11 protein-coding genes are annotated in these 14,541 nt (G+C 62.0%); 2 read left to right on the forward strand and 9 right to left on the reverse strand.

Translation table 11 applies throughout. From position 1 onward, the window contains the following. Positions 1-58: 58 nt before the first annotated feature. The 7 genes from AB0I34_RS32525 to AB0I34_RS32555 all read right to left on the reverse strand — a co-directional run bounded on the left by AB0I34_RS32525 (position 59) and on the right by AB0I34_RS32555 (position 8,935). Positions 59-559 (reverse strand): hypothetical protein, encoded by a 501-nt coding sequence (locus AB0I34_RS32525; protein WP_360452626.1) that lies wholly within the window; start codon positions 557-559, stop codon positions 59-61. After that, a complete protein-coding gene (locus tag AB0I34_RS32530; protein WP_360452516.1) occupies positions 556-1,764 on the reverse strand; it encodes a DUF6339 family protein in 1,209 nt (402 codons plus the stop codon). Before AB0I34_RS32530 ends, AB0I34_RS32525 begins: the two co-directional genes overlap by 4 nt. Beyond that, positions 1,761-2,651 carry a hypothetical protein gene (locus tag AB0I34_RS32535; protein WP_360452518.1) on the reverse strand — a complete coding sequence of 297 codons (891 nt, stop codon included), beginning with the start codon at positions 2,649-2,651 and terminating at the stop codon, positions 1,761-1,763. Before AB0I34_RS32535 ends, AB0I34_RS32530 begins: the two co-directional genes overlap by 4 nt. After that, entirely contained in the window at positions 2,648-4,645 is a 1,998-nt protein-coding gene (locus tag AB0I34_RS32540) for a hypothetical protein (RefSeq protein ID WP_360452520.1), read from the reverse strand. The genes AB0I34_RS32535 and AB0I34_RS32540 overlap by 4 nt, the downstream gene beginning before the upstream one ends. After that, positions 4,638-5,633: a PD-(D/E)XK motif protein gene (locus tag AB0I34_RS32545; protein WP_360452522.1), complete on the reverse strand. Its 996-nt coding sequence runs from the start codon at positions 5,631-5,633 to the stop codon at positions 4,638-4,640. The genes AB0I34_RS32540 and AB0I34_RS32545 overlap by 8 nt, the downstream gene beginning before the upstream one ends. Continuing rightward, positions 5,630-8,299 carry a Z1 domain-containing protein gene (locus tag AB0I34_RS32550; RefSeq protein WP_360452524.1) on the reverse strand — a complete coding sequence of 890 codons (2,670 nt, stop codon included), beginning with the start codon at positions 8,297-8,299 and terminating at the stop codon, positions 5,630-5,632. Before AB0I34_RS32550 ends, AB0I34_RS32545 begins: the two co-directional genes overlap by 4 nt. A 480-nt stretch (positions 8,300-8,779) precedes the next feature. After that, complete coding sequence (locus tag AB0I34_RS32555) at positions 8,780-8,935, reverse strand: hypothetical protein (protein WP_360452628.1); 156 nt, start codon at positions 8,933-8,935, stop codon at positions 8,780-8,782. Here AB0I34_RS32555 and dcm point away from each other — a divergent pair. Further along, entirely contained in the window at positions 8,885-10,624 is a 1,740-nt protein-coding gene (dcm, locus tag AB0I34_RS32560; protein ID WP_360452623.1) for a DNA (cytosine-5-)-methyltransferase, read from the forward strand. The two genes, AB0I34_RS32555 and dcm, sit on opposite strands and share 51 nt — an antisense overlap. On the opposite strand, the gene AB0I34_RS32565 is transcribed toward dcm, so the two are convergent. Continuing rightward, positions 10,613-11,899 (reverse strand): ATP-binding protein, encoded by a 1,287-nt coding sequence (locus AB0I34_RS32565; protein WP_360452526.1) that lies wholly within the window; start codon positions 11,897-11,899, stop codon positions 10,613-10,615. The two genes, dcm and AB0I34_RS32565, sit on opposite strands and share 12 nt — an antisense overlap. A gap of 89 nt (positions 11,900-11,988) precedes the next feature. Here AB0I34_RS32565 and AB0I34_RS32570 point away from each other — a divergent pair, with 89 nt between their 5' ends. After that, positions 11,989-12,447: a very short patch repair endonuclease gene (locus AB0I34_RS32570; protein ID WP_360452528.1), complete on the forward strand. Its 459-nt coding sequence runs from the start codon at positions 11,989-11,991 to the stop codon at positions 12,445-12,447. Positions 12,448-13,764: 1,317 nt separating this feature from the next. On the opposite strand, the gene AB0I34_RS32575 is transcribed toward AB0I34_RS32570, so the two are convergent. Continuing rightward, positions 13,765-14,481, reverse strand: a complete 717-nt coding sequence (locus AB0I34_RS32575) for a GntR family transcriptional regulator (protein WP_360452530.1) — start codon at positions 14,479-14,481, stop codon at positions 13,765-13,767. Between the last annotated feature and the right edge of the window lie 60 nt (positions 14,482-14,541).

A 14,541-nucleotide genomic window follows, 5' to 3' on the forward strand; every position in this document is an offset into this window, starting at 1 on the left:
GGACATGGCCTGCAGCGCCATTCTCGCCATCGGTCCGAGCTGGGCGACCGGCAACCGGTTATCGGTCGGTTGTCGACCCAGCCGTACCGCCAGTCACCAATACAGACCGAACGTCATCGATCGTCAGGCGCCCTCGAGGGTCGGTGACAGTTATCGCGATCCGCTTCTGGTCGTTGCCACCGCCGGGCTTGGCGTCGGCGCGTCTCGCGACACTCTTCTGCGCTCGCGTTATCTCCTTCCGCAGGAGATTCGGAGGCCAGTCGCGAGGACTGATCGGGAAGTCCAACCGGAGTTCGCGCTCCTCGACCGGAAGCGCTCTCGCCACACTTGAGTCGACCGCCACGCTGAGGATGGTCACACCCAGATCACCGAGTCGCCCAAGGAGTAGCTCCAAGCCTTCGTGGTAGTCCGCGTTCACAGAACGGGGACTGCCGTGCCCGCCGGCCTTGTGGTGATACACCACCTCGAATATGACGACCGGACTTATCTCGAAGGTTGCATCGACTTGCGAGGAATCCGCACGCAGCATCCGGAGAGGGCCGCTGGACGCCAACGTCATCTCCTCCGTCTCAAGAGTCGTCGCAACGCGTCGTCAACAGGAGCGCGACCGGTGTCGGGAACACCATCGGGCTTGGGCCGGTGGTCGGATTCCTCCGTCACTGAAGCTGAGCGGCCATCATCGACGGCAGTTGCAGTAGCACTCTCTGCTACTACGTAGTGGCTTCCTCGACGTGCACCACGATTCTCCAGCAGGCCTTGGCTCGTGAGCGTTTTCAGTACCCTTCTCGCGTCCTCCGATGTCACTGGAACTGCCTCCCGCAAGGACGCGTTCGTGACCCGGCCAGTGCGACGGGCAATCGCAAGCGCCGCTTGAGCGACCACTGCGAACGCACTCTCCTCACCGTCCGAGGAGGTTGGCGACAGCTCCTCGGCTGCAAGATCTCCTATCGTCACCCGCTCGATGCGGTAGACGTCGAGCGAGGGACCAGTGGCAACCGGCACAGGTCGGGAAGCACTGGTCGAACGCTCTCCATCCAGCGATGCCGCCGAATCATCGAACGTTCCGCGGACCGTACATTCCAATGTCCAGTCATCCAGCGCAGAGAACGAGACGAACGGCGTAAGCCGCAGGAACCTTTTCATGGCCTCACGCATCAGCTGCATGCGCTCGTTGGCCTCGTCGCGTTCTACCCGGGCCAGGAACTCCGATGCGATGAGCCTCGCCAACCTACGGTCGGACGCGATCGTGGGACGCTCCATGATGTTGACCAGCTCGTCCTCACCGAGCCTGGTCAGGTCAGTATCTGCGCCAAGTACTTCCACCCGCCACCACAGCCGGCGGAACGTGTTGCGATTGACGTTCCCGATGAACCGGCGTTCGTCAGCGCCTGTGCCGAACCTCCAGACCGCTATATCTAGGAGCCAACAGCAGGTGAGATAACTCCACACCTCTTCGTGCGATGCCTCGTGAGGGGCGATCGGCAGCGCGCGGTGGACGATCGAGGCCGCCTGTCCTTCAAACGCCGGCACATCTGTCCGACTCAACTGATTCGGCATCCCGTACTCTCGCGCAAGGGCAAGCAGCTCAGACCTCAGCTCGCGCAGCTGCGCGTCGGCCATCCGCGGCCCACCGACCGTGGAGTAGGTGACGGGCTCAGCCAACTGAGGCATCGACTCGCTGATCACTTGGACGCTGCTGTCCGAGTAGCGCTCCAAGATCCCTCTCGCATCTTCCTTGGCCAACCTCGGCATAACAGCTGTCATCCGAAAACCCCCGAACGAGACTGGAGTTCAGCGTCGAGTCTCGACGGATCCTCCCGGCGACGAGCGGCGAGAGCCTTGACTGGAAGCTCCGGCCAATACATCGATAAGAGATCAAAGAGCATCCGCCCGATCGTCCCCTCGTCGAACGTCTCCGCATCCTCCACGAATCTGTCGCTCTCCAGCGCCCCATGAACTAGGGATCTGGACACGTCGAACATCACGAATCTGCGGACGAGTCCCGAAGTCGGATCCTTGCTTCCCGATCGCAACGCGTCCATCAACTTGACGTCCTCTACGTTGACCAGCAGGCGAAGACCACCCAGCACAGGTGCCTCCAACTCCTCCCGATCCCATTCGAGTGCCCATGATCCACGATCGGGGAGCCGAGGAACGGATGAGAAGGCAACAGGGGTGATGGGGAATCTGGCGGCGCCCCCTTCAAGTTGCAGGCTTGATTTCTCATGCCACAGAGTGGCGCCGGCACGATTCGGCGAAATTCGGCTGACTTCTGTACCTGGGTATTCGATGACGATCCTGGTGTGCAGATCCAGCCTGCCGCCCGACAAACGACTCGGGATCCGGAGAGTCACTGGAGCTCGTACAAGGCCGTCGAGGGTGCCCAGAGCGACGACGGCTCGATCAGCCAATCTTGTCCTGTTCGAGTACCACGATGCGACTACGAGAAGAGACGAATCGCTTCCCAATCCGCAGGACTCACGAATGAGGTCCAGATCAATATCGATATCTCGGACGATCTCAAGATCCGTATACGGATCCCAGTGCTCGACCCGGTCAGCGATGTCGGACCCATCGAGCCAGGTCCAGGCGTAAGCGGAGACGGCGTCCTCCGGCGGGAGCAGGTACGGAGTTGCAGGAAGGGTCTTCAAGCGATCACCGCCTTGATATCCACCCGCATCATCGCGTCGTCAAGGAGCGGGATCTCCACATACCACCGACCATCAATGTCGGTGGGCCCGACGACCGGTCTCTGCTCGCGATACTCGGTGGCGGCCGGATCAGACCAGCTCCGCACGGCTGGCGGAGAGTATCCGCGGGGTGCATCCGCCTCGACCTGCGATCCGTCATTGGTCATGACTTCGACCTGCGCCTCCAGCGCTAGCCTGTGTCCCTGGCCGCGCAGTTCGAACGCATACCGCACAACCGCGGCACCGTCGCTCGCAATAGCCAGCGTCGGCTCTCCGATGGACCTCAGCTCCGGATAGCGCCTTTGCGGGGTGGGCTGGTTGGCTCCGTTCGTCCCGGACGCGCCGATCGAGCGATCTGCTGTGTTCGGCGCGGAGGTCTCGCCAGGGCCGTTGGAGACCCAGACGCCGTCTGACGGGGTATTGACACCAGCCCGGCCCGGAACATTCCGCCGCTTCTTCGCATGCTTGGCCGTCGAGGCTGCGGCCCTGCGTGCTCCCGGGCCATCCGCTCCCGGCATGAGGAGGGCTAACGCATCCGCGAACTCACCTAGCGGCACAGAATCGCCGTCTATCACGGTCCCGGAAGACCCGTCATAGCCGGCTGCCTCCCTGCAGACAGAGGCGATCCGTTCCAGCGCGACCTTCACGAAGGTACGTTGATGATCCGTACGCGTCACGGATCGGTAGATCCAGTCGTCATGCGTTGGCGGCTCGGCACGGCGGAAGGCCTCGTCAACGTCCACACTGCACCGGAAGACCCCGGAATACCCAAGACGGCCAACTACGGGCAACGGTCCGGGAAGGTACTTGACCACAAGCTCCGCATTGCGCATCAGAGCCACGTGGTGAACCGAGTCCGCGGTGATTCTGGCACCTTGCGGCACCGCCCGTCCGATGGGAGTGGTTGGCGCGACCGGTCCTCTCTGTATCACGAGCCGACCGAGAGATCTGACCGGACGGCGACAGTCGATCTGTCGATCCAACACGAGCTCGTCACCATCGCTCGGCTCCTCACGAAGACGGTCCATCGCCTCGACGAAGCCTCGAAGCCGCTCGTGTGTTCGCGGGTCCGGCAGCCGGACCGGACGGCCGTCGTCAAAGAGTCGGAACTCCATGGTGCGCGACACTCCTCCGCGCGTCGACATAATTCGCGGCCAGAAGTTCCACACCAATGCGTCGGCGATGAACTCCAGCGTCCGGTCCTTCCCGTCCTCAGACTCTGGAGCCACACCGGGAGCCAAAACTACGATAGTCGTCCCGAGATCCGAGGGATCAGATCGGTCCGGAAGCCCGAGAAGCATGGCAATCTCGGCTGCCCTGCCGTCCTTGAGCGGTTCAGGAACACCGTCCGCGATCACGCCCCACCAGTGGCGACCGGTGTACGGCCGACCGCCCTCGTCGAAATTCTCACCCAGACCGCATGCGAGGAGTCGACGCTCCAAGTGGCCATCGCCGTTAATACAGAGAGTATCAACGACAATCGTTCGCGCACGACTAGCGATGTAGAACGCTGCCTTACCGTAGCCGAACGAACCACCACCCAGGTCCTTGTCGGGCGGTTGCCCGATATTTCGGACGAAGTCTACGAAATCACGCTTCTTTCCTGGCCGGTCCGCACGGGTCGGCCCGCCTAGTCCGTCCGTGCCGAAGTCAGCGAAATAGAGTATCTCCAGACCACGCTCGAGCTCGTCCGCGAGGGGAAGCCCGAGCGGAGGATCCACCAAGAACCTTTCCCGGAGTGTCGTCAACTGATCGGCGTCCATGATCCGCCGGCCGATCTCCACACGAATGCTGCCGACATCAGGGCGCTTCGCATCCCAACAGTTCTGCACAGCTTCCCGGACCAAGACCTCAAGCGCCTCGATATCCGGTCTACCAAGCTGGTTGAGAACGCCTTCCGCCGCCAATCCCCCGGTCGCGTTGTAGGGCTCTGAGTACCTGGCGACCTCAGTCATGCGATCCACCCGCCGCCAAGCTGTTCACGACATCCACGTATTCCCTCAGATCCAAGGCGTTCTCAAGGACGTGGTCCAGATCGATCTGATAACGCACGTCGACTACGCCGAGCGGACGCTCATCGCGCTTGAACGACGACGGAACGATCCGCGGAGCTCTCTCATCGACGGGGAAGGTGAGCCGCTCGCGAACTTCGAACATGACGTCAGAGACCTGCGCCAACTGCGCGACCGGGACGCCGACCCGTGCGAGGGCGGTGAACAGATCCTCGGCGGAGGCTCCCAGGGCCAGCAGCTCATCCACGATGGACGGCACGGACCTGCCCGACCCTGCGGCCTCCTCCAGTCTGATGAAATGGAGGAACAAGGTGCCGCCCGTCGGCTCCTCAAGTTGATCGTCTCCGTGAATCGTGACGATGCGCGAGGTGTGTGACCGCGTCGCCTTGACCTCCACCGCGATCGATCCGCGACGGAAGTCGTGTCGCGACCCCGAGGGACCGCCCCAGACATCCACCCGTCGGTGCGGATCCGCCCGTACAACATCGAGGAGAACCAGCAACTCGCCGAACAGCGCAGCGAGCTTGTCGCGACTGGGCGGCGGCCCATCGCTGGACAGGAAGAGGTGCCATCGTTCCAAGACGCTCTCAACCACCTGTGCAGGCGAGGACCGCTCAGCCTCAAGCTGGCGCGATACGGCAAGTATGAAGTGCTCGAATACCTCCGCGAGCGCCTCCAGCCGGGATTCGATATCAATGAAACGAACTGGTCTCCCCGCGACATCGAGGATCCGTAACGTCGCTGTCAGGGTCATCAGACCAAGCTCTGGCAGGTCGCCATCGTGAACCAACAACAGGTGCTGGTGACGATCCGCATCTAGTCCCAGGAAGAGCCCACCCGAGTCTCCCAGCTCGCGGATCACCAAGCTGTCACCACCCGGTGACGGGGCTTCGCTCAGAGCCAGGTACGTCAGTCGGATGTCGTCGATCACGACACGCCTCGCTCCACGTCGGACTCATCCGGCTCGTCTGCTTCGTCCGGTGCATCCACATCCACTCTCATGGCGGCCACGTCCGCGGTGAGATACTCGAGCTTCGCCGCCCTCGAGCTGCTCTCCGGGAACACGAGGCCGACCCCGATCACATGGTTGACTGCTTCGAGGTTCATCCGTGTATGCGCCGTGCCGCGAACGGGACGACTGTCTTTCGAGACGGGGTAGACGAGGAGCAAACCGGAGCCGTCTCCGCGACCGCCCTTCGACGGCAGATTCCGCATCCGTGCCATGTCGGCGTTGGTGATGTCCTGTGACAGCTCTGACGCCGGGATCTCCAGATCTACAACGCGATCATTCCGGCTCATCAGGGTTTTGATATCGGCGTACGTTGCCCCGCCGACCACGCTCATTCTGGCGCGATTTATGCATCCGGACAGCTCCGGCAAGCCGAGATCGACCTCGCCGAGGTATGTCGACTTAGCAGCCCTGGCCATGACGGCGACCTTGAAATGCATGAGCTCACCCTCGTCTCGGCGTGCCTCTATATATCGGGTCAGTAGCTCACTGTCAAGGTCGCGGCTGTTCTCGTGGAACCTGTATCCCCTCAAGAAGTCAAGAATGAGCTTCGATGAAACAGGCCCCGTGACGTGGACGCCGGGCCTGATACGCCTGACCACAGCATCACCGGCCGCATTGATCAGCGTCCTCGCAGCCAGGGTATTGCCCTCGAGCCATTCGTTATTGCGGTGATTGAATAGAATCGTCTGGATTCTTCTACCCGAATACGACACATCCGCCTGGCGTGCGCCCTGCATCTTCGATGCGGCCGTGATGGCTAGTTTCGGATGTGTACGAATGTTTACGCCGAGGACTTCTGGCTTGACGTGGTCGCGTTCATATCGCTCTATGTCGTACCTGATCTCCTGTTCGACAGTGGCCAGGTGGTGGAACCACTCCCGCATCTCGTCCGTCATCCAGATTCGCGTCAGGTCGGCGTAACCATTCCTGTACCCGAACCACCTTCCCATCTGCAGCAAAGTGTCGTAGGCAGACGCTGTTCGAACGAAGAAGGAGACTGCGAGCCCTTCGAGCGTCAACCCTCTCGACAGCGTGTTGCCCCCGACCGCGACGATCACTCGAGGGTCACCATCATCGAAGTTCAGCCGTTCGGTGCTCCGCGAGTTGTCAGTGATGACGACAGCATCCTCTGCAACTGCTGGGAGAAGCGCGAGGACGTCATCCCAGTCGATCTCGGTCTGCCCGAAATCGGCAGCCGGCACTCTCTTGCATTCGTCAACCCACATGACTCGCAACGCAGCCACGAGTTCAGGGGCACGTTGAGCTAGCGCCTTCCCCAGCTCGTCCAAATGGGACCGGATGGCGTGCGCCGTACGCTCGTGTACGTCGATGTGTTGAGATGTGTGAACCAAGGCAGTCGCATGGCGGTTTCCCTTCGCACGTACTCTCCGCGCAGCCGTGCTGAGCAAGAAGTACTTGAGCGCGCTATCCAGACTGGGGGTGATCTCAGGCGCGAACTCATGCCGCGTGGCAGCACCGCGGGGTCGGAGACCATCGATCTCTTCGATAGCGACGCTACGCACGAAATCGTGCCCGTCATCTCCTACGTCCTCTGCGTCGAAGTCGACCGGTTCGCGACCGAAGATCGCCTCCGGGCCGATATACACCGATGGACGGGGAAGGTCGACGATGAAATCTCTCGGATACAAGTCTTCGTAGTTCTTAGGATCAATCAAGACGTTCGCGAACGGCGTGGCCGTATATCCCACGTACGCCGACTTCGGGAGCCTATTGACAATGCCCCGTATCAACTTATTGATGGTGCTCGGCTGACGATCTGGCTTAGAAGTGTTGACCGTCGCCTGGTCAGCCTCATCATCGATGATGAGGACCGGACAGTCCGCAAGCACGTCCGTGCGCGCCTCGAACAACCATTTACTCAGCGCACGCAGTCTGGGTCCGTTCTTCTTGACGATCGCCAGCACCCGCTGGTTCTGGGAAGCCAACAGCGCGTCGACATTCGCGGTGGGCCTGAAATCGCCCTCGTCTGTAAGGCGGTTCCACAGCACGGGGTTGCGCTCCCACAGCTGCTCATTCAGCCGATCCTGCGTCTGTTGACGCAACGCATCGTGGATACCAGACAGAACTATGAAGAACCGGTAGCCGGCATCTGCCGCCTTCGCGATGACCGCGGTGAAGTTTGTGGTCTTGCCGCTCTGCACATATCCCAGAACCAAGCCACGACATTGATAATCGTCCTGCCCGTGCGGGTTAGGCAGTTGAGCAACTACCTTCGTCGAAGCATCATTCAGATCTTCAATCGCCTTCTCTCCCCAGCCTTCCGACTCGAGGATCTCGACCAAGGATGTCCAGTTACGATCCTCGGCTCGCGGGCCGGCGTACCAGGATTCGATGTTCCCTGCAACCACTGCCCGGGGGTCCTGCGCCGTTTGTATCTGTTCGGCCAGAACCCGGATCCGTGCTGCGGCAGCATCCACCCGAGCGTGATCTATGTACTCCCGGGCCTCTGTGACAGCCTGCTCGAGACTGACGCCCCGGCCGTCACGCATTGCCCTCGCGAGGTTCCTGATCACCGGATCTTCGGCGCTCAGAGCGTCCAGATCACTGAATTGCCCTTCAGCCATTCCGATCACCGACAGACGGCCCTGTCGCCCCCGCATTGCCGGCCTCGAGACTCCGGTCGTGTCTGACAGATTTCAGCTGGTTCCTCGCCACGCCACCCCTCGTTCCATGCTGATTCGATCGTCGCACTCCGTAGTGCGACGTTACCGCCGAGCGATCAGCTCCACCAGACAGCTGTGCGGGAAGCACCCGCGCGCCTGTACCCCCTCGCGGCGGCCAAAGACCTCCTAGCGCCTCTATCGGTAAGGAGTCTCTGACGTTACTCAGTCGTGCAGGGCGGTGCTGCGAGGTTCGCGTCCGTTACACCAGGTGCAGGTGGCACCCGTGTCGCTGGATCCGAGCTCACCGAGGACCTTTAGACTGCGCCGAGGGAGTTGATGATGACGTCTGCTGGGCAACGCAAGATGGGGGTCAAGCTCGTACGGGGCCCCTTCGTACGACTGGAGCCGCACTCGGAACATTGCACGACCGAGGACGCGTTCCTAGCGTTCTGTGACCGATTGCGCGGCGAGCAACCCGCGCAACTCCTCGCCGCAGATCTTTTCGCCGGCGCCGGTGGCCTGAGCTATGGCTTGGAGCAATCCGGAATGCGCGTCGTCCTGGCTGCGGACCACGACCCAGAGGCGCTGGAGACTCATAGTCATCACTTCGGAGGCCTGATGGTCGACTGGGACCTCGGCGATGCTCGCGTTGTCGAGAAGATCGCTCGATTGATCAAGAGGGCCGGAGTCGACGTATTAGCGGGAGGTCCACCCTGCCAGCCGTTCTCCAAAGCCGGCCGCTCAGGCATACGCCACCGCGTCCGACAGGGACTTCGCGATCCGATTGACCAGCGTCGCGACCTCTGGCGTTCCTTCTTGGAGGTCGTCCGTCTCGCGGGTCCCGCGGCCGTTGTCATGGAGAACGTGCCCGACATGGCCCTTGACCGCGAGATCTTCATCTTGCGAACCATGGTGCTCGAGTTGGAGCAGATGGGCTACGCCGTCGAGGAACGGATCGTCGACACGTGGCGCTACGGAGTTCCGCAGTTCAGGCAGAGGCTGATACTCGTGGCTATGCGAGACCGGCATTTGTTCGCGTGGCCCTCGGAGGCCCCGAAGAAGGTCACCGTCAGCAACGCGATCTCAGATCTGCCCGCCGTCGTGGGAGGCTGGAGACCAGAAGGCGGTGCGGAGGGATGGGCTGACTACGACCGCCCGATCACCGAGTTCCAGAAGGCGATGCGTAGCGAGGTCGACAGTGACGACGTCAATAGGGTGTACGACCACATCACACGTCCTGTGCGCGAGGACGACGCCGTCGCCTTCGAACTGCTCGGCTCGAACATGCGCTACTCAGAGCTTCCAGACGAGCTGAAGCGATACAGGGATGACATCTTCGACGACAAGTACAAGCGACTGGACGGCGACGATCTATCACGTACGATCACGGCGCACATAGCCAAGGACGGTTACTGGTACATCCATCCGATTCAGAACCGCACGCTGACCATACGCGAAGCCGCTCGGCTCCAGACGTTCCCGGATCATTTCCGCTTCGCCGGGCCACCGTCCGCGGCATTCCGACAGATCGGCAACGCCGTACCTCCACATCTAGGTGCGGCGATCGGTAACGGCATCCAAGATGCTCTCAGGCGAGGACCGAGCGCTGCCTCGACATCTGAGGAGCTCGCTGAGCGCTTGGCCGTGTGGTTCCGAAACGCCGAGGCCCTCTCACTCCCGTGGCTTAAGGCAGAAACACGTTGGCAGGTTCTCATGGCTGAGCGCCTCCTGGACCGTGCCTCAACATCCACCATCACCTCGCTATGGCCGTTGCTGCAGCGTTGGAAGTCGCCGAGCGAGGTTGTCGGTCATCGCGAGGAGCTGATGATGTTGGCAGGCTGGATAGGCCGCGACACAAGAGCTTCCGCCGTTGTCGCTACAGCTGAGGTCCTGACCGAGCGCCCCGATCCGGCACTGGACGATGCGGCCATCCGGCAGCTTGCAACGGAGCGGCTGGTGACGGAAGCCGAAGCTGACCTAGCAGGTCTGGTCGTGCCGGAGGGCGCTGCCGACGACGACAGCGAAGAACCGGTACTCGTCACCAAGGGAGTTCTCCGAGTCGCCGCGAGGTTCGTGGGCGAGACGATCGACCGTCGAAACAGGAAAACGGACGGGCGACTCGCGGTGGCACGAATGATCGGCTACGGATTCGCGAGTCGCCACGCACACCTAGCGCTTATCGAGCTTGCCTCGGATATCTGCGGCCCGGCTGAGCCTGCCTGCGCTAGATGTCCGCTCAACCACGCCTGCATGTCGTCGTCGGTGGCGTCCATATCATCGCCCTAGTCCGAGCGCCCGCCATAGATCCGGGTTGCGGCGTTGGAGAACCTCGAAGGCCTGCGTGAGCGGGCCTAGTTGTCCAGCTTCCATCGCGGCAGCTCGCAGTGAGATGCCGACATCGCCAAGATCGATCTGGCGCCTATCGGGCGCGCTGGCGACAGTCTTCGTACGGCTGGTCTTCCGATAGGTGTCGTCTGCAGTCACACAGAGCTCATGAACAGGGCGCTCCAGCATCTGCTTGAGTGCCGGTGGGATGTTGACCCGCATCTTGGCGACGTTGATCTGGAAAGCCTCATCGAGGTCTGTATCGAAATCGAGAGAAGCACGTGCGAGCTTAGTGTGCTCATCTACCGCACGCAGCCCGCTCCAGCCTCCGAACTGGACCATGCGGTTCGCACGGTAGATATACAGGCCCTGCTGACGGTTCCACTTCAGTGGACCCGAGAGCTCCTCGAACTCGGCTGGGGATGAGAACTTGTTCTTGGGGGGCAGCACGAACCCTCGTAGGGCGACTTCCCCGGTCGTCGCCCCGATCTCCAGCTCGAACAACTGCGTAGGGAAGGACACTGTCGCAGGCTCTTCTACAGCGAAGGGGTCCCATGGTTTCAGCTTCTCGCCATTCACGGACAGCACCAACTGCCGGCCATCGGGCAAGCCTGAGATGAATCGATGGAAAACCATTCGTAGGTGCTGGGCAGTCTTCTGTGATAGAGCGGCCATCCGCCGACGGCCCCACCCGGTCTCCGCCACCTTCCCCGCCAGGACCCTGTCCAGCTTCTGCCAGATGACGACCGTGCCAGGTCCCTCGCCGAGAGCGCTGGTCGCGCGCAGCAGTAGGTCTGTCGGCTCATCATCGACGATCAGCCACTCGTCCCACTCCTCGATCAGATCGAGGTCCAGCGTTCTAGTGCTGATACGGGCAACCGACGGCGAGCGCCGGGATGCAACCGTCAATCTGCGGCACTGCGACAATGATGCTGTCTTCAATCCGAGTCCGAAACGACCCAGGTCACCCCTCACGTAGCCGCGTCGTGTTCCGTATCGAAGCGCCTCCACCAGACCGTTGGCCGACATGCCATCACCGTCGTCGCTGATAGTGACGTATGACTCGCCCGGATCGAACGCGATCTCAACATCCACTCTTGTCGCGTTCGCTGCTACTGAGTTGTCGACCAGGTCAGCGATCGCTGTGTGGAAGTCATAACCGATGTCCCGGAGGGAACCTGTCAAGCGGGCCGCCGACGGTGTCACCTCGAGAGACTTCGGCAAAGTGCGGGTCATGCCACCTCCATGATCAGAACCTACGATGACACGAGATCGAGAGCGTGGCTGGTAGATCTCTCGTGTGTCGAACGGAAGACTAGGTCATCGTGCCGACAGTCCATCCCCACCGCCCAGGATCCGACTCCTGGGCCTCATCGCCTGCGGTCCGACGCAACATGCAGGCGAACCGTGGGCGGGACACGTCCCCCGAGCTCGCGGTGCGATCCCTGCTACACTCGCGCGGTCTTCGCTACCGCGTGAATGCCAAACTCCACTTCGACCGTCGACGCCGCGCGGATATAACGTTTCCGCGCTTGCGACTGGCCGTCTTCATCGACGGCTGCTACTGGCACGGCTGCGCCGAGCACTTCCAGACTCCGAAGACGAACCGGCGGTTCTGGTTGGACAAGATAGACGCTAACCAGGCACGCGACAGGAACACCGATAACACACTCCGAGCCGCCGGGTGGACCGTTCTGCGCTTCTGGGAGCACGAGAAGCCTGAGTACGTCGCGGATCGGATTGCCACGATCGTCCGAGGGCTACGCGACCAGAATGGAGCGTAGTAATCCCTACAGCAGTTCGACATCTCGCTCTGCGCGCGTTGGCTTGCGTGCCGTGCCGAGCTCAATCAACGCTCGCGACCGGTTGACCCGATCGAGTACGAAGCGATCCTGACCACGCCAGGCAATCGGGCTGCGTGACCGAAAGTGTCATCTTTCCGTGCAGCAGGCCCTCCTATCGTGCAAAATCTCGCGATCATGTCGCACCGAGCCCTTCGGGATCTCGCACCGTGCCAGGTCGGACTTCGGGTAACGATGAGGTTTGCAAGCGACGAGCCCCTAGTCGCTCATGGCCATGCGGGCCGAATTGATGTCTGACCGCTGGGTTTGTACCTAGATCGGGCATACCCAACAAGCCAGCCTTGCCTCCACCTCTGGAACCGAGCCCGCTCGCGCTGCAGCCGACCATCCGATAAGCGGTTAGTTCGAGCGGAGTTGGGGAGCCACACGGCGGCGGTTCCTCCTTAGCCGGTATCGATGTTTCGAGGCGCGCGTCGACTCAAGCGGGCCGATGACTGCGGGGCAGGCGGTCGGCTCGTGCTCAAACGCGCCCCGACATCGTCGAGCCAGCAACAGGTCAATTGGCTCGGCATCGACCAGCGCTCGTGAGTGCTCTAGCGCAACCCGGATGGATGCGTGCCAAACCGCCCAGATCTCGGCATCGATCCATCCTAGGCGAACGAGCTCGAATTCGTCCTCACACAGTCGGACGTAGCGCCTGTCCTGGAGCAGGAGCTCGTCTTTGTCTCCGACCTGCTCAGCGCGCAGCCTCCTGTCGTCAATGTCCCAGAATCTCTGCACGTACATATTGGCAAGTTCACGCTGACGAGCTCGACGCGCCTGAATCAGTTGGTATAGGGCGATCGGAACGCCCACACCGCCGACCAGAGTTGTGACGATGTCGGCAACAATCGAGATGCTGATGATTCCCCCTCACGCACTGTCGCATGAGTATCGACATCTCATGCCTGGTCGTTACATCAACGGTGGACGCAGGGGCGCGTGCGCGATGTCTATCAGCCCGTGGTCTGCGAGCTCGATCCTGAGCTGGCACATCGATTTTCGTGTTTGCGTCGACGTGCCGAATCCAGCGATCGCCCGAGGCAGTCGCAACATACTCGCCCGGAGCGCCAGGCATCGCCGAAGTCGCCGATTTGGCCGGCGCGCCGATCGACGCGGAGTGCACCGGCCAGGCGATGCGGACTAAAGCCCGCCCGATCGAGTCGGACTGCGAGGCGGCGTGCTGTGGTTACGCTCCCTGGCTGTCGCGCGCCGCGGGCGTGGCGCTTTGTAACCGTCCGGATGCCCGGCCGCGTTGGGTCAGCGGGTTAGGTCGGCGGTGAATTGGTAGGCGTCGCCTCTGTAGTGGTTGGTGCCTGAGAGGAGGGGGGTGGTGGTGTCTTGGGCGAAGGCTATTTCGGTGGCTACGAGGATGGCTCCGCCGGTGGGGAGGTTGAGGAGGGCGGCGAGGGTGGCGTCGGCGCTTTGGGCCTGGACGGTGTAGCGGGAGTAGGAGAACTCGATGCCGTGGGTGGAGAAGAGTTCGTACAGGGATGCGTTGGTCAGGTCGGCGGTGGGTAGCCAGGGGGTGATGGCTACGGGGATGACGAGGTCCTCAACGGTGACGGGGCGGCCGTCCATGCCACGGAGGCGGCGGATGGATACGACGGGGGCGGTGGGGGCCAGGTGGAGGCGGTGGGCCTCGTCGAGGGTGGCTGGGCGTTCGCGGTGGTCGAGGATTTCCGAGCTGGGGCGGAAGCCCAGCTCGTGAGCCATCTCCGTGAAGGATTGGAGCCGGCTCGGGGGCTCACGGAGTACGAGGTCGCGTACGTACCAACCTCGTTGGGGTGACGGGACGATCAGGCCGTCGTCGGAGGCGGCTTGGAAGCCGGCCCGGACGGTCATGCGGCTGAGGCCGGTCTCGATCGCGAACTGCCGTTCGCTCGGCAGTCGGCTGCCGCTCGGGTAGCGCCCGCGCACTATTCCGTCTTGGATCCGTTTCTTGACCCGTTCGACCGCGGGCTCTGCTGCTGTCACGGCCGTCACTATACCAGTTTCAGGCCTCTATCCGCTCACAATCAGCAACTGGTTGGGACT

Source organism: Kribbella sp. NPDC050281, assembly GCF_040655855.1.
GTDB lineage: Bacteria > Actinomycetota > Actinomycetes > Propionibacteriales > Kribbellaceae > Kribbella.

Excerpts from the sequence above, each read along its gene's own strand:
- AB0I34_RS32550 (WP_360452524.1), bottom strand. The coding sequence starts at position 8,299 with ATGGCTGAAGGGCAATTCAGTGATCTGGACGCTCTGAGCGCCGAAGAT.
- AB0I34_RS32540 (WP_360452520.1), bottom strand. The coding sequence starts at position 4,645 with ATGACTGAGGTCGCCAGGTACTCAGAGCCCTACAACGCGACCGGGGGA.
- AB0I34_RS32555 (WP_360452628.1), bottom strand. The coding sequence starts at position 8,935 with ATGAGTCTCCAGCGCCTCTGGGTCGTGGTCCGCAGCCAGGACGACGCG.
- AB0I34_RS32565 (WP_360452526.1), bottom strand. The coding sequence starts at position 11,899 with ATGACCCGCACTTTGCCGAAGTCTCTCGAGGTGACACCGTCGGCGGCC.
- dcm (WP_360452623.1), top strand. The coding sequence starts at position 8,885 with ATGCGCGTCGTCCTGGCTGCGGACCACGACCCAGAGGCGCTGGAGACT.
- AB0I34_RS32525 (WP_360452626.1), bottom strand. The coding sequence starts at position 559 with ATGACGTTGGCGTCCAGCGGCCCTCTCCGGATGCTGCGTGCGGATTCC.
- AB0I34_RS32530 (WP_360452516.1), bottom strand. The coding sequence starts at position 1,764 with ATGACAGCTGTTATGCCGAGGTTGGCCAAGGAAGATGCGAGAGGGATC.